General features: G+C 45.7%; 21 protein-coding genes. 15 read left to right on the top strand and 6 right to left on the bottom strand.

Translation table 11 applies throughout. The features are described from left to right. Window positions 1–4: 4 nt before the first annotated feature. Complete coding sequence (locus NSU15_RS06260; protein ID WP_042124932.1) at window positions 5–586, top strand: TetR/AcrR family transcriptional regulator; 582 nt, start codon at window positions 5–7, stop codon at window positions 584–586. A 143-nt stretch (window positions 587–729) separates the two neighbouring features. Here the strand turns inward: NSU15_RS06260 and NSU15_RS06265 are convergent, their stop codons facing one another. After that, a complete protein-coding gene (locus tag NSU15_RS06265; RefSeq protein ID WP_076118089.1) occupies window positions 730–1,131 on the bottom strand; it encodes a secondary thiamine-phosphate synthase enzyme YjbQ in 402 nt (133 codons plus the stop codon). A gap of 206 nt (window positions 1,132–1,337) precedes the next feature. Between NSU15_RS06265 and cysT the strand changes: the two genes are divergently transcribed. The 5 genes from cysT to NSU15_RS06290 all read left to right on the top strand — a co-directional run bounded on the left by cysT (window position 1,338) and on the right by NSU15_RS06290 (window position 6,302). Beyond that, entirely contained in the window at window positions 1,338–2,153 is an 816-nt protein-coding gene (gene cysT / locus NSU15_RS06270; RefSeq protein WP_042124936.1) for a sulfate ABC transporter permease subunit CysT, read from the top strand. Next, window positions 2,150–2,947: a sulfate ABC transporter permease subunit gene (locus NSU15_RS06275; protein ID WP_042124938.1), complete on the top strand. Its 798-nt coding sequence runs from the start codon at window positions 2,150–2,152 to the stop codon at window positions 2,945–2,947. The genes cysT and NSU15_RS06275 overlap by 4 nt, the downstream gene beginning before the upstream one ends. A gap of 1 nt (window position 2,948) precedes the next feature. Next, window positions 2,949–4,013 (top strand): sulfate ABC transporter ATP-binding protein, encoded by a 1,065-nt coding sequence (cysA, locus tag NSU15_RS06280; RefSeq protein ID WP_042124940.1) that lies wholly within the window; start codon window positions 2,949–2,951, stop codon window positions 4,011–4,013. A gap of 217 nt (window positions 4,014–4,230) precedes the next feature. Continuing rightward, complete coding sequence (locus NSU15_RS06285) at window positions 4,231–5,301, top strand: sulfate ABC transporter substrate-binding protein (protein ID WP_339289620.1); 1,071 nt, start codon at window positions 4,231–4,233, stop codon at window positions 5,299–5,301. Between the two features lie 209 nt (window positions 5,302–5,510). Continuing rightward, window positions 5,511–6,302, top strand: coding sequence for an MBL fold metallo-hydrolase (locus NSU15_RS06290; RefSeq protein ID WP_339289621.1), 792 nt, complete (start codon window positions 5,511–5,513; stop codon window positions 6,300–6,302). 42 nt (window positions 6,303–6,344) lie between these two features. Here NSU15_RS06290 and NSU15_RS06295 read toward each other — a convergent pair whose 3' ends face one another. After that, the gene (locus NSU15_RS06295) at window positions 6,345–7,556 is read right to left on the bottom strand and encodes a sugar efflux transporter (RefSeq protein WP_339289622.1); all 1,212 of its coding nucleotides are present in this window, start codon (window positions 7,554–7,556) and stop codon (window positions 6,345–6,347) included. Between the two features lie 312 nt (window positions 7,557–7,868). Between NSU15_RS06295 and NSU15_RS06300 the strand changes: the two genes are divergently transcribed. Together NSU15_RS06300 and NSU15_RS06305 are read left to right on the top strand one after the other, a co-directional pair. Then, a complete protein-coding gene (locus NSU15_RS06300; protein ID WP_076118237.1) occupies window positions 7,869–8,438 on the top strand; it encodes a GNAT family protein in 570 nt (189 codons plus the stop codon). Between the two features lie 57 nt (window positions 8,439–8,495). Continuing rightward, entirely contained in the window at window positions 8,496–10,256 is a 1,761-nt protein-coding gene (locus tag NSU15_RS06305) for an ABC transporter ATP-binding protein (RefSeq protein WP_339289624.1), read from the top strand. Between the two features lie 363 nt (window positions 10,257–10,619). Here the strand turns inward: NSU15_RS06305 and NSU15_RS06310 are convergent, their stop codons facing one another. After that, window positions 10,620–11,423 (bottom strand): Cof-type HAD-IIB family hydrolase, encoded by an 804-nt coding sequence (locus NSU15_RS06310; RefSeq protein WP_042124947.1) that lies wholly within the window; start codon window positions 11,421–11,423, stop codon window positions 10,620–10,622. A gap of 12 nt (window positions 11,424–11,435) precedes the next feature. Beyond that, window positions 11,436–12,383, bottom strand: a complete 948-nt coding sequence (locus NSU15_RS06315) for a DMT family transporter (protein WP_076118236.1) — start codon at window positions 12,381–12,383, stop codon at window positions 11,436–11,438. 229 nt (window positions 12,384–12,612) lie between these two features. Between NSU15_RS06315 and NSU15_RS06320 the strand changes: the two genes are divergently transcribed. Next, window positions 12,613–13,326 (top strand): metal-dependent hydrolase, encoded by a 714-nt coding sequence (locus tag NSU15_RS06320; protein WP_042124949.1) that lies wholly within the window; start codon window positions 12,613–12,615, stop codon window positions 13,324–13,326. A gap of 84 nt (window positions 13,327–13,410) precedes the next feature. Here NSU15_RS06320 and NSU15_RS06325 read toward each other — a convergent pair whose 3' ends face one another. Next, window positions 13,411–14,412: a lipoate--protein ligase gene (locus tag NSU15_RS06325; protein ID WP_339291262.1), complete on the bottom strand. Its 1,002-nt coding sequence runs from the start codon at window positions 14,410–14,412 to the stop codon at window positions 13,411–13,413. 225 nt (window positions 14,413–14,637) lie between these two features. Here NSU15_RS06325 and cobD point away from each other — a divergent pair, with 225 nt between their 5' ends. The 4 genes from cobD (at window position 14,638) to NSU15_RS06345 (ending at window position 18,752) form a co-directional block, all read left to right on the top strand. Continuing rightward, window positions 14,638–15,726, top strand: coding sequence for a threonine-phosphate decarboxylase CobD (cobD, locus tag NSU15_RS06330; RefSeq protein ID WP_339291264.1), 1,089 nt, complete (start codon window positions 14,638–14,640; stop codon window positions 15,724–15,726). Window positions 15,727–16,301: 575 nt separating this feature from the next. Beyond that, the gene (locus NSU15_RS06335) at window positions 16,302–17,039 is read left to right on the top strand and encodes an adenosylcobinamide amidohydrolase (RefSeq protein ID WP_339289625.1); all 738 of its coding nucleotides are present in this window, start codon (window positions 16,302–16,304) and stop codon (window positions 17,037–17,039) included. Window positions 17,040–17,088: 49 nt separating this feature from the next. Beyond that, complete coding sequence (gene cbiB, locus NSU15_RS06340; RefSeq protein ID WP_339289627.1) at window positions 17,089–18,048, top strand: adenosylcobinamide-phosphate synthase CbiB; 960 nt, start codon at window positions 17,089–17,091, stop codon at window positions 18,046–18,048. Between the two features lie 8 nt (window positions 18,049–18,056). Then, the gene (locus tag NSU15_RS06345) at window positions 18,057–18,752 is read left to right on the top strand and encodes a histidine phosphatase family protein (protein ID WP_339289629.1); all 696 of its coding nucleotides are present in this window, start codon (window positions 18,057–18,059) and stop codon (window positions 18,750–18,752) included. 84 nt (window positions 18,753–18,836) lie between these two features. Here NSU15_RS06345 and catA read toward each other — a convergent pair whose 3' ends face one another. Further along, window positions 18,837–19,496: a type A chloramphenicol O-acetyltransferase gene (catA, locus tag NSU15_RS06350; RefSeq protein WP_339289631.1), complete on the bottom strand. Its 660-nt coding sequence runs from the start codon at window positions 19,494–19,496 to the stop codon at window positions 18,837–18,839. A gap of 212 nt (window positions 19,497–19,708) precedes the next feature. On the opposite strand from catA, the gene NSU15_RS06355 reads away from it, so the two are divergent. After that, a complete protein-coding gene (locus NSU15_RS06355; protein WP_339289633.1) occupies window positions 19,709–20,245 on the top strand; it encodes an ATP-binding protein in 537 nt (178 codons plus the stop codon). A 158-nt stretch (window positions 20,246–20,403) separates the two neighbouring features. Continuing rightward, entirely contained in the window at window positions 20,404–21,855 is a 1,452-nt protein-coding gene (locus tag NSU15_RS06360; protein WP_076118066.1) for a PLP-dependent aminotransferase family protein, read from the top strand. The last annotated feature ends 4 nt before the right edge of the window (window positions 21,856–21,859 follow it).

A 21,859-nucleotide genomic window follows, 5' to 3' on the forward strand; every position in this document is an offset into this window, starting at 1 on the left:
GTATATGGCAAGGAGAGCAGTGGAGCAGGAGTTGTCGAGGGAAAGAATATTAGAGGCCGCTAGGCATCTGTTTATTACCAAAGGGTATCGAGCGATTTCAATGCGAAGCATCGGTCAGCATTTGGGGTACAGCCACGGCTCTCTCTATTATCATTTCAAAGAGAAGGCGGAGTTGTTCTACGCCATTGTTGTCGAAGATTTTAATCATGTGGCTGCTTTACTGAGCCAAGTAATGAATAAGCCACCTGAAGAAGGCATGACTCGAGTAGAGCAGCTGATTATGGAGTTTATACGGTTTGGAATAGATCATCCTTATCAATATGAGATTATGTTCATGATTCGTGATGAAGAGCTACTGGCTTATTGTAGAGCAGAGCAGGGACGATGTTTTGATTTATTCTCAAGTATTGTACGCCGTCATATGAAGGAAGAGGGATATGTGTCCGAGGATTGGCAGAACGTGCCGCTAACCTTGTTCTTATCCGCTCACGGATTTATTTCTTATTATATCCAAGATAAAGTATCATTTGAGGATGTAAAAGAGGCAGCATCAGCTCATATCAAGGTTTTATGTCGCAGCCTTTAACATGCTGTTTTTTTTATAAGTTTATACTTTAAAGCTGTGCATTGGTATAACACTGCTTCTCTGCTTGGTCAAAGTAATATTTAATTCTAGTTATATTTTAATGGCCGCTCCGGGGCATAACGGAGCGGCCATTTGTATATTGTTTATCCCTCAATAATTTTTAAGAAACATTGTCTTCGTCTTGGTCCATCGAACTCACAAAAATAAATACCCTGCCAACGTCCGAGTAATACTTCACCATCATGGATAATTATACTTTGGGAAGGTCCTGTGGTAATAGATTTAAGGTGTGAAGCAGTATTGCCTTCAGCATGCCGATACTTCGGATGCTCCCAAGGGTAGACTTCATCCAAACGCATCAGAACATCATGCCTCACGTCAGGATCTGCATTCTCATTGATTGCAATTCCTGCGGTGGTATGTGGACAATAAACTACGATCACACCGCTTTGCACTCCGCTTTTTTTCACAAAAGAAATGACTTCACGAGTAATATCCCGTAATTCATCCCTTTTCGTTGTAGTAATCTCCAGTGTATGCAGCATAATCATTCCCCTTCCTGTGATGTGCCACTTTTTCCTATACTTTATTATATATATTTTACCCCAAATTCACTTGAAAGTAATTGACGGCAGCGAGAAGGATTTGGTAAAGTAGTAATATTATAAAACCAAGTATATAAATAGGAATAATTAATGAAGTTGTTGGTTAGTATACCGACCGGTTAGCCGGAGGTGGGAGGGCAAAATCATTGAATTCGCTGCTTAGGCACAAAGGTTGGACTTGGGGTTTCCGAACGACAATTTTGCTCTATTTTGTAGTATTGATCGTGCTGCCTATACTTGGGGTCTATTACAACTCTTTTTCACTGGGTTTCGGTAATTTTGTGGAAAGCATAAGCGACCCGATTGCCTGGAAGTCGGTGCTGTTAACCTTAAAGCTGGCGATCATCGCTACTTTAATTAATGTCTTTTTAGGAACAATGATTGCTTGGGTTCTTATTCGTTATCATTTCATGGGTAAAGCATTGCTTAACAGTCTTGTGGATTTGCCATTTGCGCTGCCGACAGCAGTTGGTGGTTTGATGATTTTGCTCTTGCTCGGGCCTGGTAGTCTTATCGGCAAGGCTGCAGAAGCGCTTGGTTTTGAAATTGTTTTTCATCAGCCGGCAATTGTAATTGCTATGGTCTTCGTAACCTTTCCTTTCGTGATTCGAGCGGTTCAGCCCTTACTGGAGGAACTTGATCCTTCCGAGGAGGAAGCGGCTTATACAATGGGTGCCAAGGGAACTAGAGTCTTCTGGCATGTTATTCTCCCCTCTATGGCTCCTGGGATGATCAGCGGTGGAATGCTTGCCTTCTCGCGGGCACTTGCTGAATTCGGTGCTGTAGTCCTCGTAGCAGGCAATATTCCAGGTCGTACTCTCGTATCTTCTGTTTTTATTTTTGGTGAAGTTGAAAGTGATAATCCGGTTTCCGCAGCAGCGGTTTCTGTCATTCTCTTGACCTTATCTTTTCTTATTCTTTGGCTCATTAATATGCTGCAGATGAGGGGGAGACGCTCATGAGAAAATTGTGGATCGGACTCACTTACTTGGTGTTTTTCTTGCTAATAGCTGCACCCCTAGGAAAAATGGCTATAGGTGCTTTTAGTGAAGGATTCGGTGGTTTCTGGAATGCTCTGACTAGGCCTGAAGCGCTGCATGCGCTTATGATGACTGGGCTTGTTGTGATAGTAGTAACGTTATTAAATACTTTGTTCGGAATTATGATGGCTCTGTATCTTGTTCGGGCGAACTGGATAAATAGACGTCTAAAGGGCTTGCTTAACAGTATTGTTGATTTACCTTATGCTGTGTCCCCAGTTATTGGCGGGCTGATGATTGTCCTGTTGCTGGGTCCAGATAGTGCATTGGGTGCGATTTTTGAAGGGATTGGGCTGAAGATCGTCTATGCGATTCCCGGAATGATCATTGCCACCTTGTTCGTAACCTTTCCTTTAATGGTGCGTGAGGTGATGCCGGTGCTACAGGAGATTGGATCACAGCAGGAGGAAGCTGCTTCTACATTGGGCGCTCGTGGCTGGACTATTTTCTGGAAGGTGACTTGGCCTTCGATTCGTTGGGCGGTTGTGTATGGGGTCATCCTTACGGTGGCGCGTTCACTAGGAGAGTTCGGCGCGGTGCTCGTGGTCTCGGGTAACATTATGAACAAAACCCAGACGGCAACGACGCTAGTCTATCAGGATGTTGAGAATTTTAATGTAACGGCTGCTGGAGGAATAGCGCTAGTTCTGGCTGCATTTTCCGCAGGTCTACTGTTGTTGATGGAATGGACCAAGAGAAGAAAGGAAGTGCAGTAATATGCATGTTGAAGTGCGGGGATTAAATAAGCATTTTGGAGATTTTCATGCGGTCAAGGACGTCAATTTCACCATTACAAAAGGTCATCTGATCGGACTGCTTGGCCCGAGTGGTGGCGGTAAAACCTCAATTCTGCGTATGCTTGCCGGGCTGGAAACACCGGATAATGGCGAGATTATTTTTCATGGTCAGACAGTTAACAATCTTCCTCCTCAGGAGCGCGGGATCGGCTTCGTCTTTCAGAACTATGCATTATTTAAGCACATGACTGTTTTTGATAATATTGCGTTTGGATTAAAAGTTAAAAAGGCCAGCAAAACTGCGATTCGTGACCGTGTTATGGAACTGGTGGAGCTTACGGGGTTAAAAGGCTTCGAGAAGCGTTATCCGCATCAGCTATCTGGTGGACAACGTCAGCGTGTGGCTTTTGCTCGTGCACTCGCACCTGAGCCACAGCTACTGCTCTTAGATGAGCCGTTCGCAGCTATCGATGCGAAGATCCGTCAGGAGCTGCGTGCTTGGCTACGTGAGCTGATTGAGCGTGTAGGTATCACCTCGATCTTTGTAACGCATGACCAAGACGAAGCGATAGAAGTAGCAGATGAGATTATGATCATCAACCAAGGACAGTTGGAACAAAAGGGTACACCTTGGGATATTTATAAGGAGCCTAAAACACCATTTGTGGCAACTTTTATCGGGGAGTCGACACTGATTGAAGATGCTTCTGAGGTGAAGGGCTTTAAAGGCGCTGGAGACGGTAAACCTACCAAGGCACTTATTCGTCCTGAGTATATTGAAGTGGGTAACCTGCATGAGTTCAAGATGGCTTCAGCTACGGAAAAAGGGGTCGTAAAGCATTTGCATTTCCGTGGAAGTGAATGGCTTGTTGAGGTTGAAGTTAATGGTCATAAGCTGGTCACTTACCGTTCCTTGGAGAAAGAAACATTACAGCCGGGGCAGGACATCTCAGTCCTAGTGCACCGGGCTTACCTGTTTAATGATGAGCGAAGCTGGATCCAGGAGAACAACCTGAAAGAAGATCCGATGCCTATTTTTATTTAAAAATAAATAAAATGATTTTCAATTTTTTTGAAAGTAGCGAATGTGATGAGCTAGGTTTAGAGTAACTGAAGTATTGGTATAGAGTAATGGAGTGGAAGTCCAAACATTCCGCGTAATTACGGCAAATACCGAACGTTGGTTACTAGAACTTGGCTTAATCATTCGAGCTACTTTTAAAGAGACTTTAAAATCATTATCTCAAAGGATGTGGGCCGCAATGAATTTCAACAAAAGGAGCAGACAACTGCACGGATGTTTTGCTGCCCTAATGCTGGCCATACTCACGCTGGCGGCAGTCGGTTGCGGGGATGAGAAGGCGGTTACGACGATGGCAGATCCCTCTAAGCCAGGGGATGTCACGCTGGTCGTTGGCGCATACAGTGTGGCTAAGGATGCGATGAAAGATATTTTACCGTTATTTGCAGCACAGTGGAAAGCGGATACTGGTCAGGAGATTAGTTTTCAGCAGTCTTATGAAGCTTCCGGAACACAGGCACGTGCAATTGTGGGTGGATTCGAAGCGGATGTTACACTGCTAGCCATGGAAGGTGATGTCGAGAAACTGGTTAAGGCTGGACTCGTAGCGCCAACGTGGAAAAAGCAGGGTGAACAAGGTATGGTGACACGTTCGGTAGTCGCACTTGGTACACGTGAGGGAAACCCCAAAGGAATTCACGATTTTGCGGACTTAGCCAAGCCAGGGGTTAAAGTGTTATACCCAAATCCCAAAACATCCGGTGGTGCGCAGTGGGATATCAACGCGATCTATGGGGCTGGTCTGAAGCTGTCAGAGGAGCAAGAGGGGGTTAAGGATCCGGCAGCAGCCAAAGCTTTTTTGGAAAGTGTACATGCCAATGTGGAATCTCTGGATAAGAGCGGACGTGCGTCCATGGCTGCCTTCGAGTATGGAGTGGGTGATGTCATCGTCACCTATGAGAATGAACTGCTGGCCCGGATTGCTCAGGGAGTTAAATATGAAGTCATTATTCCTAAAAATACAATTCTGATTGAGAACCCGGCAGCTGTCGTAGAGAAGTATGCGGATGAGCATGGGACTCGCGCGGCGGCAGAAGCATTAGTTGATTTCTTGATAACCCCTCAGGCACAAGAAATCTTCGCAAAGTATGGTTTTCGCCCCGTAGATAAACAGGTCTATGCAGAGAACAAAAGCCGCTACCCCGATCCAGCGGGCCTCTTCGATATTAATTATTTAGGCGGCTGGGATGAGGTGCGAAGCACGCTTTATTCCAAGCGGGGAATTTGGTATCAGGTACTTGCAGGAATATAGGTAGAGGTGTAAAAATAGAGTCATCCTAGCAGGGCTACTGCTTAAGGGATGACTTTTTTGACGAAAGTATATATTTGGGGCCCCCGCAAAGTACCTGGGTACGCATCGAAGCAAAGCTTCACTTTGTGGGGATATTTTGGTGAGCATCTTTAAGATAGACATATAATAATTTAAGACTACCTTGATGGGAACTGAAGGAGAGATGGGCTATGGATACGTTGGTGTTTTTGGGTACTGGGGATGCCATGGGTGTTCCTCGGGTATATTGCAGCTGCGAGACCTGCACAGAAGCAAGGGAACAGGGAAGCAATATAAGGCTGCGTTCCTCTGTACTTATAGATAATGGCAGTGACTTTCTAGTGATTGATTGCGGGCCAGACTGGCGACGTCAGATGGAGGCGCAGGGAGTACGGAATATGCGAAGACTGCTGGTGACTCACGCTCATTTTGATCATATTGGCGGACTGCCGGAATGGGCCGATGCTTGTCGATGGACGGGCATTAAGGGTGAACTTTATACTCCGGCAGAAGTCATTCCCATTATCGAGCGGCAATATCCTTGGCTGCGAAATCACATCGAGATGATTCCCTGTGATGAAGGTATAGAGCTGGACGGCTGGAAGATAGATACCTGGAAAGTAAACCATGGGAAGAATGGATACTCGTACGCTTTTCGGCTAGAGAAGGAGGACTACACATGGGTGTATTGTCCTGATTCCATATCTCTTGGGGCTGAGGAGACACGTCTGATGCATGGAGCCGACCTACTGGTCCTTGGTACAAGCTTCTATTACGAAGCGGCAGAGCTATCCACTCGTTCTGTGTACGATATGACGGAGGCGGCGGAGCTGCTGCAAATCGTTAAGCCTAAAAAGGCAGTATATACTCATATGTCGCATGATGTGGATATGAGACAGTCATATATTTTGCCGGAGAATGTTACACTGGCACAGACAGGTACGAGAATTCCACTACACAAAAAGCCCTTCTCTTCACATTAGAAGAGAAGGGCTTACAGGACAAAGATAGAGCCAATAAACAGGTTAAACGGTTAATTTATCTGATTCATGTACAGGTTGACGTCCGCTTACCGCAAGCATGATTAAGGCAATAGTGATGAGTACAAAACAGAGTACGAATGAATACCGGTAACCTACAAGAGTGGCTAATCCCCCGCCAACAAGACTGCCAATCAATCTGCCGATCGTGGATGAATTAGAGTACAGTGTAGATGCATACCCAGGCATGCTTGGAAGCAGATCCTGGATGTAGCTAATGCCAATCGCTGAAATAACAGCAACGAAAACGGCGAGTAGAACTTGGGCTGCAAGCATCTGCCACATCGCGCCAGAGAGAATGACAACGAGATAATAAGCGCCGCCTAGAATCGCCCCACACATCATCAAGGATCGATTACTGTACTTTGCACTGAGTAGACCTAGCATAATCATAAATGGAATTTCCAGCGCAGCACATATACTGCTGACTAGACCGACATCGCTTGTCGTTCCCCCTAGATTGTTTGTAATAAAGAGGGCTGTATTAATGCTACTCGTCCAGTGCGCTACATACATGAGTATCAGAATCAGAAAAGGCAGCAGAATATTACGGTTCTGAATGAGCCGGAAGCTTTTTACTTTTACTTCAGCCTTGTTGCTGCTCAGCTCTGTATTTGATTTGAGAAATAAGAAAACGAGTAAGGCAACAAGCAGGAAAACTCCGATTGTACCCGAGAAAATCCCCTTAAACCCAACAGCAGCGATTAGCAGGGTGCCGATTAAAGGGCCTGTAATAAAGCCGAGAGAGAAAGCAGATCGCAAGGTAGAATTCGCAAACGCTGTATCCGTAAAATCACTCTTATTCACTGCTTCTCTAGCAATGGCGAACAGTTGAGGCATCCCTGGTGCACCGAGAGCGGTGAACACAATCATGTAGATGAACAAGATCGTAAAATCCTGAATGAGCAAGTACCCGCCAAAAGCCAGAGCATTACAGAGCGTGGCAACTAGATAAATATGTTTTCGATTCAAGCCGAGATCAGAGCGTCTCCCGATAAGCGTACTAATCCATATGCCGGCAACTAATGTGGTAGCTAGAAAAATACCAAACATCCCGACAGATACGCCAAGCTGTTCCGTGAAATAAATGGACAAGAAGGGTGTGCTGAGTGAAATCCCCATTCCCTGCAGTAGCATACACAAAAAGAGTAAGGCATAAGAGGGAATAGAAAATAGTGCAGTAAGTCTTTTGATCATGTTGTGAAGTTACTCCTCTATTTTTGTTAAGATAGTCAAACTGGTTATAGTATACATGAAAAAGACAACAACAATATATATGCGATTTAACTAGAAACCTCAATGATTTGGTTTAAGCTGTGACTTTTCTATGATACAAGGGGGATATCATTCGGGCAAATTCAGCCGTTTGCTGTCCCTTTTGTGATATCTATTGCATTCAGTATTCAGAAGCATGTTTATACTTTATAATCAGAAAGTATTACCGTCTTATATTTACAGATATAGAATAATTATCAACAATGGAAAGGGGAGTACCAAGTGGCTAATCCTATGGATCCGATCCTGATGGAATTTCCTGAGAGCTTTGAGACCGAGCGTCTGCTCATTCGTGCCCCTTTGTGGGGGGATGGCGTTAGTATGAATGTGGCTATAGGTGAAAGTTTAGAGGAATTGAAACCTTGGATGCCTTTTGCTCAAACGAGTCCGACTTTGGATGAATCGGAGAGATTCACACGTGAGGCTAGGCTGGACTTTTTAAAACGTAATCAGCTGCATATGCGCATTTTTAATAAGACTACGGGTAGTTTTATCGGTTGCAGTGGCCTGCATCGTATAAACTGGGAACTGCGAAATTTTGAAATTGGTTATTGGATTCGAAGCTCCTGCGCGGGCAAAGGTTATATGACTGAAGCGGTGAACGGAATCACCGATTTTGCTATCAGGGAATTAGAAGCTAATCGCATCGAGATTCGGTGTAGTGCACGAAATATCAAAAGTGCTGCAGTTGCTGAGCGTGCAGGGTATACACTGGAGGGTATTTTACGGAGAGAGCGCCTTGGGCTAGATGGGGAAATACATGACAGCAAGCTATTTGCGAAGGTTAGAGGCGTGGAATTTTAGGGGGAGAGGGCTGATTTTTTGAAGCAAAAGGGTGTTTTTTCAAGATTAAGTACATACATGTTAAGGCATAAGCTCTTATATACGGTTTTATTATTTACGACTTTATTTGGGATTGTTCTGGATCTAACGATTGCTTGGCTACTCTCAGTGATTACAGATGCTGCGGTTAGACTCGATGTCAAAGCTTTTAAAGGGCTGGTTATATTCGGTTTAATTTACTTATTAGTGAGTGCAATTAACGGTTTCATCGATCGGTATCTCAAAAATAAAATCTCTGCCAAGATCAGAAATGAGCTGCGGCTGGATATGATGCGGCATACCTTAGCACTTCCTCAGTCTTATTTTGACCGTAATCATTCCGGGGATTTATTGTCCCGCTTTACTAATGATAATCAATCTGTGGGTAATGCTACCGGCGAGGTAATGATTGATCTGATCCGTAACCCTTTGCTTGCTCTCGCGGCTTTTGGTTATTTGCTCTATATTAACTGGCTACTGGCACTGATCTGTTTTGCAATGGGACCCTTGATGTTCCTTACGGGAAAAATCTTCGGTTCAGCGATGCGTGAGAACAGTGTGAGGATTCAGAATCATATGAGCAAGATTACTTCCTTTTTGCATGACATTCTAGGTAGTAGTATGGTGTTTAAATCTTTTTCCATCGAACGCAGACTAATGAAGCAGTATCAGGAACATAGTGAAAATATTACTTCCGAAGAATTGAAGCGGGGAAGAATTGAGGGAGCTACCGGCTCATTCTCGTCGTTTTTAGGAAACTTCACGTTTCTTCTTGCGCTGGTCGTGGCTGGTTATTTTGTGGCCAAAGGATCCCTTGAGGTCGGTGCGATGATTGCCTTCATACAGCTCATGAATTATCTAGTCATGCCGTTCTCGGCATTACCAGGACTGATCAATTCGATGCAGCAATCACTTGGGGCGGCGGGACGAATCTTTGAAGTGTTGGATAGCCCTGTAGAAGTGAAGGCTCTACCTGAAGCAGTGACGAAGCAGCCTGAATTTGAGCGTATGGTCATGTCCTCGGTATCCTTCTCTTATCCGGGAGCAGAGAAACACAGCTTGAACAAGATCAGCTTAGAGCTTCACAAAGGGGCTCAAATGGCGATTGTGGGACCGAGTGGTGGAGGGAAATCTACGCTTTTTAAAGTATTGCTTGGGTTATATGAACCTGATGAGGGTGAAGTACTTATAAATAATGAGAAGATAAGTGAAATGAGTCTTGCTAAGCTTAGGAGTCACTTTGCTTATGTGCCGCAAGAGTCCGGGCTGTATACGGGAAGTATCCGTGATAATATTCGGAATGGAAATCCGGATGCAGGTGAGCAAGAAATTCTGGAAGCTTTGCGACAAGCAAACGCTTATGATTTTGTAATGGAGTTGCCGGAGGGCCTCGATACAGATATCGGTGAGGAAGGTTCACGCCTGTCCGGTGGACAACGTCAGCGGCTATCGATTGCAAGAGCGATTCTTAGGAACTCTCCAATTTTGCTACTAGATGAAGCTACTGCAGCGCTCGATAATGAATCGGAGAAGCTGGTGCAGCAGGCGATTCGTAAACTAATGGGAGACAAAACCACACTTGTTATCGCCCACCGTCTATCTACGATTCAGAATGCCGATATCATTCTAGTGATGGAGAATGGTGAAATTGTGGAGAGCGGTACCCACGAAGAGTTGCTTGCGGCGGAAGGAAGATATCATGGCTTGTACTATTCACAGCTGGAAGAGGAAGAAGCTGGCGAGAGCGGGCATGAGGTAATGGAGTTTGCATCTACAGGAGTTCCAAGCTTACTGAAATAACAAAAGGGTGCTGCAACGTCAGATATCATGACGTTACAGCACCCTTTTTTAAGAAATTGAATTTATATAGATTGAACTTTAACTCTATATAAGTTGAACTTTAAAACATTCTAAAAAGGGAAAAGTGACGGAGGGGAAGTTTGGAACTGTAGGAGCGATAGCGACCGCCTGAAAGCTTTCCAAAGGAAAGCTCGCATCGGAAGCATAAGCTGTCACCGGATTTCAACCGTGAACCACGGTATATAATCAAAGAAATCTGGTGACAACAGCGGCCGGAAGTCCAAAAATTCCCCGCAGTCACGCACTTACCTTAATAGAAAAATCTTAAGTTTAACGTATATAAAACTATTAAGTTCAGCCAATTTAGTTCACCTTATTGAGAATGAATTTATCAATCGCGTATTTTACGCCATCTTCATTGTTGCTTAGGGTCACGAAATCAGCAATTTCCTTCAGCGCAGGAATAGCGTTAGCCATAGCAACGCCAAGACCGGCAGCTTCCAGCATCTCATGATCGTTCCAAGAGTCACCCATAGCCATAGTCTCGGAGAGATCACAACCAAAATGATTGGCTAGGAATTCAAGCGCAATTCCCTTGGTTCCTTCATGATGCATGATTTCTAGGAATTGTGGTTTGGATTTGGTAATATGCACGGAATCGCCGAGCAATTCACGTAGAATTGGAGCCAGCTCATCCAAGAATGCAGGATCATCGATAATCAGCATTTTTGGTGTTTTTTGCGGGACAAGCTTCTCCCAATCTGGTTCAATATAATATGGTGTTTTGTTCAGGTCTGTATAATCTTTAATCTTCTGGTTGTCTTCACGGGCATACAGCTTGTCGTCAATGTAAGTTTGCAAATGCAGATTATGCTCCACGCAGTAAGTGAACAGCTTGTGTACCGCATCTTGTGGCACGTAACGCTCATATAGTACCTTTTCATCGAGCAAGTTCTTAACGAGAGCGCCTTGATAAGTGATGATTGGCACGTTAAGTCCAGTTTGACGGGCAATGGCTTGTGCAGAAGCATAAGCTCGGCCTGTAGCAAGGGTTACAACAACGCCAGCGGCTACAGCCTCTTCAAGCGCAGTCTGTGTAGCGGGAGTTACTTCCTTGTCATCGTTAATTAGAGTGTCATCAATATCAATCGCGATCAATTTGTACATTTGTCTCTCTCCTTATCTCTTTCTAAATAAATGTAATTTGGAAAAATAATTCTTCTTATGTTGATTCTGACCCGGTTCCGGACTCAGCTCTGCCATAAGCATAGCTCCCAGAATACAACCACAACCGAGCAGAGCGGACATACCAAGCGTTTCTCCGCCAAAGGCTAAGCCTGTCAGCACAGCGAATACAGGTTCTGTGGCATAAATAATGGCTACCCGGGAAGGCGTAGTGTATTTCTGGCAGGCGGTTTGAATCCAGAAAGCAAAAGCGCTGGTAGGGCCAATAGAGATTAAAAGTGCCCAGAGAACGTCTGGGTCCTTGATAAGCTCTGCGCTGTGTACCAGCGGTGCAGCTCCTTCAAAGATAAGCGAAGCGACAATGCTGAACAGTCCAACGAAGGCGAGCTGCAAGGTTGCCAGCGGCAAAGCCGGATAATGAGGTGCATAAACGCCAGTATATGCGACTTGCAGCGCAAAAGCTATGGCGCATAGCAGGATAAGAGCATCACCTTTATTCAGGGACAAAGCAGAGCCTGTGAAGGTCAGCAGGTAAAGACCTACTGCGGCAAGCGCCGCGCTGAACCAAGTGTAACGTGAAATGGCATGCTTTAGTAGCGCCAGAGAGAGAAACGGAACCAATACGACCGATAGACCGGTAATAAATCCGGTATTGGAGGTGGTTGTATATAGAAGTCCCATGGTCTGGAAGCCATAGCCCATAAACAAAAAAAGGCCTAGCAGCAGAGAATCGCGTACCATGCGGAAGCTTAACTGCTTCCACTCCTTGCGGTAAAAAATAAAAGTGATTAGAGCCAGCAACAGGGCAGCACCTGTAAAGCGGATGCTGTTAAACGCGAGTGGAGGGAGCACTTTGACAGCATTTTGAACAATCAGAAAGGTGCATCCCCACATCATCGCCACAAGTAGCAGGCTGAAATCGGCCATACGGGAACGCTTCACTTCTAAGGTCATCCTCTCTTCGGCAAATGCCGTCCTTGTAAGAACGACAAGGTCAAGTTGTCCAAATTGTATCGTATATTCATGGGGAGGACAAGATAGGAATCGCTCAAAGGCTTATATTTAAAGGGATTTAAGGGATTAGGCTAGACAAAAAAACAGGGTCTTGATATACTTCGATAACCGCACATTTGTTCTTGTTTTTCGCATCTTAGAAAGGAGCGGTTTCACCATGATGGGCAGATCCCATTTAATAATCAGCACTGGGGTTACCCTATCTGTAATGAGTTTGATGTCACACGAGATTACGATTCCAGTTATTGCGGTCGCAGCGTTAAGCTCTTTGCTGCCTGATATCGATGAACCGAATTCGCTGCTCGTGCGCAAGGCGATTCCAGAGTTTCTATTGAGAGCGCTGCAAATTGCTTTGATAGGCGCGGCAATTTATCTCTATTTTGCCGGAATCGTGGAACGCCCTTGGAATATTGTGCTGGCATTGCTTGTAGGTAGTGTATCATTCCTTCCAAGCCGAAAGCTGCGCCATTTGGTCATGATTTTAATCGCCATAGCACTTTTTGCCTTCGGGGAAGCCTATGATCCATGGAACTACATTGCAGCGTGCGTGCTCGTCGTTTCATCGATTGTCCCACACCGTGGCCTGACACATACCTTGTATGGTGTTGCGGGCTGGAGCGCCTTATTGTATTTCGCCTCAGCCGGTATAAATGACGGTGGCAGTCTATGGATAGCTGGCGGTATGTCGTATGCACTTCATCTACTGGCAGACTCCCTTACTCAAAGAGGAATTACACCATTGCCGCCAATCCCCTTTAAGCTGCGTCTCAAGCTAATGAGTACAGGCACGAAAAAGGGTGGAGCCGTAGAGAACATCTGCATCATGCTGACTCTAGCGTTCGTTGTCTATGTATTTATACTTTCTCCTTGAACTAAAATGAATATGAAAGAGGGGCTTGTCTATTCTTTACGCAAATTGCGCAGAGGATAAGCAGGCCCCTTTATTTTTGTATAACTATTCCTCTAAGAAAACCAGTCCGATAAAGTCCTCCGGTTCAATACGTCCGAAATAATGCTTCAGATCTAGATGAGCTAATGCTTCTCTAACTTCAGCCTCGTCATAACGTTTGCCACGAAGGGCATTTTCAACATCGACTACGTCACCAACCCCAAAGAAGTCACCGTAGATTTTGATGTCCTTAATGAGGGAATCTTCAATATCCATACGAATATCAATAATTCCAGCAGGGAATTTGCGTGTGTGTTTGACGTTACTTTTTGGCGACAGACCGTAGTTCCAATCCCAGTTCTGATAGTGCTCTTTGGAAATTTCGTGGATTTTGACCCAGTCTGCTTCCTGAAGTTTGTACTGAGGAACCTCGGATGGCTCCATGCCAAAGATCGAACGCAGCAAGCCGGAGCGGAACTCTTCAATGGTCATGTCTGTACCTAGCAGCTCTTTGATGTTGGCTACGCGACTACGTACGGATTTGGTGCTCTTCGATTTGAACTTCTCTGGATTTACTTTTAGAGAGGCTTGTACATTGTCCAAATTGAGATCAAACATCAATGTGCCATGGCTGAACATGCGCCCACGTGTGGAGAATTGAGCGTTGCCGGAAATTTTTTGTTCGCCGACTTGAAGATCATTCCGTCCACTAAGCTCAGCGTTTACACCCATGCTTTGTAAGTAGTCGATCACCGGCTGGGTGAATTTCAGGAAGTTATGGAAGGATTGGCCGTCGTCCTTAGTAATGAAGCTGAAGTTAAGATTTCCGAGATCGTGATAGACAGCTCCACCGCCGGACAAACGCCGCACAACCTTAATATCATTCTCTTTAACATATTCCTGATTGATTTCTTCAATCGTATTTTGATGTTTACCGATGATGATAGATGGGCTGTTAATATAAAAAAGCAGGTAACTCTCGTCCATCGGCAAGTGTTTCAGCGCATATTCCTCAATCGCCAAATTGATGGAAGCGTCAGTAATCCCTGTGTTATCAATAAAAAGCATAGTGAATTCCTCCGTTGCAGCAAAATTGATTACAGTTCTCATTTTAAACTAAAAGCGGTTTTTTAACAAAAGTGATAGCTTCGTAGTTCTGAATAAGGGTTTGTGTAGTTGGGTTATTCAGATGATTCCTCCGGGGAAGCATTGACGTATTTCCGGCAAAGACGCAATAATGGTGGCAAAGACATACATATTGAGCAGGAGATAGTTGATAGAGGGAGTGTAAATATGCTTGAAAAATACGGCCATGGCGGTGATTTGCTAACGGCTTCGGAACTATATGAGGAAGCTGGCGGCACATTTCTCGATTTCAGTGCCAACATCAATCCTATCGGGCCTCCACCGGCGGTTTTGGAGCTGCTTAAAACAGCATTGTCTACGGTGGTTGCTTACCCGGACCCTGGACACCGACGCTTCAAAAGCCTGCTAGCAGAGGATCTCGGTATAGATAGTAGCTGGTTGACCGTAGGTAACGGAGCAGCAGAATCTATGGCATTGTTGCTGCTTGCGATCGTCCCGAAAAGGGTGGGCATCGTAGAACCTTGTTTCTCTGAGTATAGACAGCTTTCTGTGCAATTCGGCGCAGAAGTATTATCTGTTCAGGGAACAAGGGAACAGCAGTTTCGAGCTGGAGTGGACGAGATTGCCGAGCTGCTGGAGAAGGTTGAGCTGCTGTTCCTTGGACAGCCGAACAATCCTAATGGCGTTCAGTATGCGGTGGATGAACTACGCTGGCTAGCGCAGAAGGCAGAGAGCTGCGGGACATATTTAGCTGTGGATGAAGCTTTTATTGATTTTATTCCAGAGGCTGAACGGAATACGCTGCTGCCGGAGCTGGAGCAGTTTCCGCATACGATACTGGTACGGTCGATGACGAAATTTTACGCGATTCCTGGACTGCGTCTCGGGTTTGCAATTTCGCATCCAGAGCTTGCAAAGGCGATGACCGCAAAGCAGGTCACTTGGAGCGTGAACGGCTTGGCGCTGCTAGCCGGTGAAGCCTGCCTTGAGTGTGGGCACGATTATGAACGTCGCACGCGAGAGCTGATAAAGGCGGAGCGGGAGCTGCTGCGGCAAGGCCTTATGCAGCTAGGCTGCGATGTGCCGCCGGGCGAAGCGAACTTTCTGCTCTGTGGGTTACCCTCGCCGTGGAGTGCGGCTGAGATGCAGACCCGCCTTGGGCGCGTCGGTATACTGGTGCGCAGCTGCGCCATGTACCCCGGTCTAGGGGAAGAGCATATCCGGGTTGCCGTTAAGGGACATGAGGATAATGTCCGACTGCTGAATCAGATGGGGAAGATTCTGGCGGGGAAGTGACTGGTGCAGCGCAGGGTGCTTATGGGGTGCCGTTTACGTGACTGGTGCAGTGGAGATGGTTGGGAGTCAACTGCCTGAGTGATTCATGTTGCGCAGAAGGCTGGGAGTAAACTGCTAAGTGGTCTATATAGCGCAAAAGAATAGGGTTTGAGGCCGGATTGGATGCTTCAGCTCGCATGCTCAAGGTTGTGACAGATTTTGATTAGGTATTTTTTGATGGATACCCTCGAAGGTGAATTCTGTTGTATTTTGTACAACAGAATACGCCTAGGATGAGTAGAAATTCGATTCTATAGCACTCTGTACAATAGAATTTTGAAAATTGGCGCGAAACACACCCTTACGTGACATTCTATTGCACGAATTACAACAGAATGGATTTTGCCAGTGTATCTGGCTAAATCTGTTGTACAAAGTGCAATAAATGGGTTGAGGGACAGGTGCTAAGGTGGATATAGAGTATTTGCTGAATTAGAGGAATAGGCGATTTATGAGTGAGAGGGCTGGGAAGAGAAAGAGCGGCCGTGGAGCTGGTTAAAGAAAAAGATGAGCGTTGAAAGGAGCTGGATCGGGAAATGGTGCAAGTGAAGATTCCATTTAACCTCGCTGGAGGCGTAAAAGAGTACCATTCGGCTATCTGGCCAGGGCTTGCTTTACAGTGGAAGGGAAACCATCTGCTACTGGAGCTGCCTGCTGAAGCAGATGGTTTATCGAGTGCGTTCTATGGTGGAGGAATGAATCGGCTAGAGCGGGCTGTCAATTTATATGTTGACCGCAATTATGAATGTAGTGATCCAGTTCAGGATATGGAGAATAAGCTGCGCAATTGGGGGTATTCATTATCTGGCTGTGCGGGTCTGATGACGGCAGTACCGCTTGAGCATGCAGCGGTAGCTGAAGAAGACACTGGCTCCGCGGGGATTTTTGTTTGCGTTACTGCTGCCGCAGGAAATGCTGCGCGCGCTGGTGTGGAACGCAATGTGCTGGCTGTTTATCGACCGGGTACGATTAACATAATGCTCGGTATTGATGGCCGCCTGACACCAGCGGCCATGGTCAATGCTGTGCAGACAGCTGTCGAAGCCAAAGCTGCTGCTCTGGCCGATCTCGGGATTACCGATCCCGAGAATGGCTTGATTGCAACCGGAACAACTACGGATGCGATCGTACTGGCTGTGAGCCAAAGCGGGCGATACAATGCAAAGCATGTCTACGCCGGAACAGCTACCGATCTGGGGGGCGCTATCGGCCGCCTTGTGTATAGCGCTGTGACAGGAAGTTTGCTGTCGGTTCAGGCAAGGAAGGACAGCTAATGAGAATAGGTAGCTGGAATTGCTGGAGAATGTACAGAGGTGATCGCCTGTGACAATCGCTTTAGTACTGCTTGCGGCTTATGTAATTGATCGGATCGTAGGTGATCCGCGTAGCTTGCCCCATCCCGTAATCGGTATGGGCAAAGCAATCACGGCTCTGGAGCGGGTGATCCGCCTTCTATGGACCCGTCCGCAAAGCCTGCGAAGAGCGGGAGTATTACTTCCGCTGTGTGTGGCGGGCGGCGTTTGGGCACTGACGGCCATTCTTCTATGGCTGTTGTCGTTTATCTCACCTTGGCTCGTCTGGATAGCCGAGGCATGGCTGATTTCAACCACGATTGCCTCCAAGGGGCTAAAGGATGCAGGGATGGCGGTGTACGTGGAACTCCGTAAAGGTGATATTCCTGCAGCTCGCAAGGCTCTGGGGATGATCGTGGGACGTGATACGACCACACTAGATCCCCCGGAAATTGTGCGCGGCACGGTGGAGACTGTAGCAGAGAATATCGTCGATGCGATTATTTCTCCATTGTTCTACGCGCTCATCGGTGGCGCGCCGCTTGCTATGGCTTATCGGGCAGTCAACACGCTCGATTCCATGGTGGGATATAAGAATGATAAATACCGTGATCTCGGCTGGGCATCCGCTCGGTTAGATGATGTCGCCAACTTTATTCCAGCGCGGATAACGGCACTGCTCTTGGCTCTGTGTGCATGGGTGCTTCGTCTGGATTGGCGGAGATGCCTGCAGATGGTGAAGCGGGATGCACGACTCCATCCAAGCCCGAATAGCGGCTATCCAGAATCCGCTGTTGCAGGCGCCCTCGGTATCCGGCTCGGTGGCGAGAACGTGTACCATGGTGTGGCTTCTTTCCGGGCCTACATGGGTGATCCGGTACGATCTATGGAGCCGGACGATATTATTCAGACCTCGCGGATGATGATGCTCTGTTCTTCAATGTTTGTAGGTCTATGCGCAGTAGTAGCATGGGTTTGGATTGGAGGCTGATGCTAGACATGGCGTTTCCTCTTATAAAGCTAGAACTAGTACTTGTTCGCCACGGGCAAACTCAGTGGAATGCTGAACATCGTTACTTAGGACATACGGATCTCCCACTGCTTTCAAGTGCAGTGGAGCAGCTATCTCAGCTAAAACAGCCGCTTGGTTGGTTGACCGAACAGGGGCTTGAAGCATCAAATGGCTTTTGGCGTGTATATTGCAGCGATTTGCTTAGATGTCGGGAAACATTAGCATACATATCACCTTTGCTAGAGAAGGTAGCTATCTACGATCAGCGGTTGCGTGAAATGAATTTTGGTGCTTTCGAAGGTTGTACTTATGAGGAGCTGAAGGATAACTCACTGTATAGAAGCTGGATTGATAATCCTTCCACGGTTACACCACCAGATGGAGAAGCATGGGCGCAGTTTGACGAACGGTTGCGTAGCTTTCTATTAGATTTGGGTCGAGCGGCTGAGGATCCATTTGTGCAGGCATCAATTAAAAAAAACAAGGATAAGGTAGTAACAAATAGGGTGTTGGTAGTCACACATGGTGGTGTTATCCGGAATTTCCTTGCACAGGTAGTTCCGGGAGTCACATTCTACAACGCTGTTGCACCTTCTCCGGGAACAGCAATGGTACTCAGATTATTCTGGCAGAACGGGAAATGGTCGGCAGATCTTTCGGAGATTGATGAGAAAATCAAATAAAAAAAGGGTTCTACATATTAGGCATATCTAATACGTAGAACCCTTTATGTTTAACTATCGTTCGACGTCAGCGAAATAACGAGGTTAATTGTTGGATAACCATTCCTCACAGGTATCTGCACGTAATTGTAATTCATTATACAGCATGCTCGCATGGTAACCATCGCACACGGCATGGTGGAATTGCCCCGATATTGGTAATAGTATTTTTTTGTCTTGAAGAAAATATTTTCCTATAGTAAAGATGGGAAGTAGGAAAGTTCCCTCGTTATACACGTTTAGGTTAAAGCTCGTAAAGCTGACCCACGGAATACTTGAAATAGGGAAGGTGTTCGGTGGTTCGTTTGCTTTAGCGATAAATTGTTTTACACTTCCGTACATTTTCATATCATCCAGATAACGGTTATAGAAATCATTAAACTTTTCACTGTACGAAGTCCAGATGCTTGAGAAAGTCTTATCATCCTCATGGAAAATTGTAAAACTAGGTGACAAGCTATCCCAATAACCTAATCTACCTTGAGAATCAAAGCATGTGCGGAATTCACTATGACGGTTCACCACCGTAGTTATCATGTGGATTAGTGCTGGGTACAGCTTAATTCCCTTATTCTTAAGCTCTGACAGTAGAAGGGTGATATCAATATTTACGGTCATGCTATAGGTACATCTGACATTGTTTAAATAATGCTCAAAATAGGGTTTTCTGCTCCAGTTATCCATGACAATCGGGTTAAAAATCATTTATTATGACCTCCTAAAATTAATTCATTTTTCATTTTAGGAGGTCAACTGGACTGATTTCACCATATCCTTATCACAATCCCTTGAGAAAGTATTTTGTAACGATTAGTATACCATCATCATAGCCGTAATTAATAATAAATCTAATGAAAAATGATACAGTACACTGAGATAGTAGAACATTAGTTAAAGTGGAAGGGAGATCCTTTATAATGCTGTATGAAAAGAGGGTCATCGAAAATTTACTCCAGCAAAAGCGTACGAGCGCGATTCCCATCGTTGTGATGATGTGCGGTGTGGCAGGGTCGGGTAAAACGACCTTTGCTCAAAAGTTGGAGAAAGAAGGATTCGTTCGTCTCTCGATTGATGAGGACATCTGGGCCACTCACGGTCGTTTTGGAGTCGATTATCCAGAGCAGAATTATGATACCTATTTAAAAGAATCAGAATTAAAGCTGCGTGGGGAGCTAGTAAATCTGATTCAGGCTAAACAGCATGTGGTTGTCGATTTCAGCTTTTGGCAACGGAATAGACGGAACGATTATAAGCAATTAATTGAAGAGCATGGCGGTGTCTGGGAGCTGATTTACTTAAAGGTTCAGCCGGATGAATTGCGGCGACGACTACTCATCCGGAGTGAACGTTTTGACGCCAATGCGGCGTTTACGATCACAGAGGACACGCTAACTCGATTTCTAAGTGGTTTTGAAACCCCTGCTGGTGAAGGAGAAACAGTGATCGAAGCGTAGGTCATCCTTCCTTAACCATTTCCCAAGCGTAGAATGAAAATTATCAAATTTGTCAGCTTATCCACTCATAGAACCACAGTCAGATTAAAATCCTATGGCTGTGGTTCTTTTTTTACGCGCTTGATTATGCCATGATAGCTATGGAGGCGACCCGAGAGATGTTTAAGGACTTTAAGCTTATAGCCGGACGGCCGGTGTATATACAAATTAAAGACTATATGAAGCACTTAATTATAAAAGGCGGTCTACAAGGCAACCAAAAGCTGCCCTCCACAAGAGAGCTCAGCACACTGCTTAAGGTTAGCCGCAACTCTGTAATCTCTGCGTATGCAGAGCTTGAGGATGATGGGTTTGCCTATACAGTTCAGGGGCAAGGGAGTTATGTGGCGCCTTCGCCTCCCGGCAGTGAAACGATTGTCTCTTGGACGATGGACTGGAAGTCACGTCTTAACGATCATGCGCGACTCGCAGAGGAAATGGACATCATGAAGCGCGGTTTACGAGCGGAGAAGGGTACGATCTCCTTTACGAGCATCGCACCTGATGAAAGCCTTTTTGATCTGGATAATGTGAAGCGCTCCTTTATGGATCGTATGTCGGTGGAAGGTAACGTCTTACTGAATTATGGATATGCCAAAGGGTATAAGCCTTTAATAGACTATTTGAAGCAATATATGGAGCACAAGGGCGCCCAAATGAAGGGCAAGGATATATTGATCACCAATGGCTTTACAGAGGGATTCGATATTGTATTGTCGGCACTTAGCAAGAAGAATAGATCGGTCATTTGTGAGAATCCGACGCATCATACGGCGATCAAAAATCTGAAGCTGAACGGCTTTGAGATCACCGGAATTCCTATGGAGCGTGATGGGATTGATCTGGTAGAGCTGGAGAAGGCATTGCAGCAGCAAGCTTTTGACTGTGCCTACTTCGTCCCTTCTTATCATAATCCGACCGGTATTGTAATGTCCCCCGAGAAAAGACAGGGGCTAATGAAGCTGATGAATCGGTATCAAATACCGGTGATCGAGGATGGTTTTAACGAGGAATTACGATATTCGGGCTCACATGTGGCTCCACTAATCGCAGCAGCAGGTAGCGGCAACAGCGTGATCTATCTAGGTAGCTTCTCAAAAGTATTATTTCCGGGACTACGCGTAGGCTGGGTGCTGGCAGATCAGGAGTTAATCTATTCTCTCGAAAGCGTCAAGCGCGCACGTACCATTCATACCTCGACGCTGGATCAATCCATTTTGTATCAATACTTATTGGGCGGACATTTAGAGAAGTATTTGAAAAAAGCCAGAGCAGAATACAAACGGAAATATGAACTAACCCTGCAATGCTGTAAGGAGTTTATTCCGTATACGTCATTATCAGGGGACGGGGGATTGCATCTTTTTGTAACCTTCGCGGAGGACTTTAATACTAGGACGCTGCTGGCAGCCTGTCATGAGCAAGGGGTTATTTTTACAGCAGGAGATATATTCTTCACAGACGGTAAGGGTCAAAATACAATACGGATCGGTTTCTCCAGAGTGACGGATGAGGATATCCGCAAGGGGATCGAGATTATTGGTAGAACAGCACGACAACTAATGGGATAAAGAG

This window comes from Paenibacillus sp. FSL E2-0201, assembly GCF_037963325.1.
GTDB lineage: Bacteria > Bacillota > Bacilli > Paenibacillales > Paenibacillaceae > Paenibacillus_AQ.